This window comes from Marinobacter persicus, assembly GCF_900114155.1.
Lineage (GTDB): Bacteria > Pseudomonadota > Gammaproteobacteria > Pseudomonadales > Oleiphilaceae > Marinobacter > Marinobacter persicus.
Genome location: NZ_FOSC01000021.1, coordinates 1 through 1,719, shown reverse-complemented (window position 1 = coordinate 1,719; position 1,719 = coordinate 1). Strand labels below are relative to the sequence as shown.

The 1,719-nt window shown below is 54.6% G+C and carries 1 tRNA gene and 1 rRNA gene; both read left to right on the top strand.

The features are described from left to right. Window positions 1–15: 15 nt before the first annotated feature. Window positions 16–1,556, top strand: a 16S ribosomal RNA gene (locus BMZ63_RS14805). 86 nt (window positions 1,557–1,642) lie between these two features. After that, window positions 1,643–1,719: transfer RNA gene (locus BMZ63_RS14800), tRNA-Ile, on the top strand.

Sequence of the window (1,719 nt, the reverse complement as noted above, 5' to 3'; positions counted from 1 at the left end):
GTTCTTGTATGATTTAAACTGAAGAGTTTGATCATGGCTCAGATTGAACGCTGGCGGCAGGCTTAACACATGCAAGTCGAGCGGTAACAGGGGGTGCTTGCACCCCGCTGACGAGCGGCGGACGGGTGAGTAATGCTTAGGAATCTGCCCAGTAGTGGGGGATAGCCCGGGGAAACCCGGATTAATACCGCATACGTCCTACGGGAGAAAGCAGGGGATCTTCGGACCTTGCGCTATTGGATGAGCCTAAGTCGGATTAGCTAGTTGGTGAGGTAAAGGCTCACCAAGGCCACGATCCGTAGCTGGTTTGAGAGGATGATCAGCCACATCGGGACTGAGACACGGCCCGAACTCCTACGGGAGGCAGCAGTGGGGAATATTGGACAATGGGGGCAACCCTGATCCAGCCATGCCGCGTGTGTGAAGAAGGCTTTCGGGTTGTAAAGCACTTTCAGTGAGGAGGAAAACCTTACGACTAATACTCGTGAGGCTTGACGTTACTCACAGAAGAAGCACCGGCTAACTCCGTGCCAGCAGCCGCGGTAATACGGAGGGTGCAAGCGTTAATCGGAATTACTGGGCGTAAAGCGCGCGTAGGTGGTTCGATAAGCGGGATGTGAAAGCCCCGGGCTTAACCTGGGAACGGCATTCCGAACTGTCGGGCTAGAGTATGGTAGAGGGTAGTGGAATTTCCTGTGTAGCGGTGAAATGCGTAGATATAGGAAGGAACACCAGTGGCGAAGGCGGCTACCTGGACCAATACTGACACTGAGGTGCGAAAGCGTGGGGAGCAAACAGGATTAGATACCCTGGTAGTCCACGCCGTAAACGATGTCAACTAGCCGTTGGGACTCTTGAAGTCTTAGTGGCGCAGCTAACGCACTAAGTTGACCGCCTGGGGAGTACGGCCGCAAGGTTAAAACTCAAATGAATTGACGGGGGCCCGCACAAGCGGTGGAGCATGTGGTTTAATTCGACGCAACGCGAAGAACCTTACCTGGCCTTGACATCCAGAGAACTTTCCAGAGATGGATTGGTGCCTTCGGGAACTCTGTGACAGGTGCTGCATGGCCGTCGTCAGCTCGTGTCGTGAGATGTTGGGTTAAGTCCCGTAACGAGCGCAACCCCTATCCCTGGTTGCTAGCAGGTAAAGCTGAGAACTCCAGGGAGACTGCCGGTGACAAACCGGAGGAAGGTGGGGATGACGTCAGGTCATCATGGCCCTTACGGCCAGGGCTACACACGTGCTACAATGGTGCGTACAGAGGGCTGCAAACTCGCGAGAGTAAGCCAATCCCTTAAAACGCATCGTAGTCCGGATCGGAGTCTGCAACTCGACTCCGTGAAGTCGGAATCGCTAGTAATCGCGAATCAGAATGTCGCGGTGAATACGTTCCCGGGCCTTGTACACACCGCCCGTCACACCATGGGAGTGGATTGCACCAGAAGTGGTTAGTCTAACCTTCGGGAGGACGATCACCACGGTGTGGTTCATGACTGGGGTGAAGTCGTAACAAGGTAGCCGTAGGGGAACCTGCGGCTGGATCACCTCCTTAAACGAAGCCGAATGCTTCGGTCAGAGTCCACACGAATTACTTGGTTCCTGTAAAGAGAGCAAAAGGGTCTAACAGGCCCGATGATTGGGTCTGTAGCTCAGGTGGTTAGAGCGCACCCCTGATAAGGGTGAGGTCGGTGGTTCAAGTCCACCCAGACCCACCA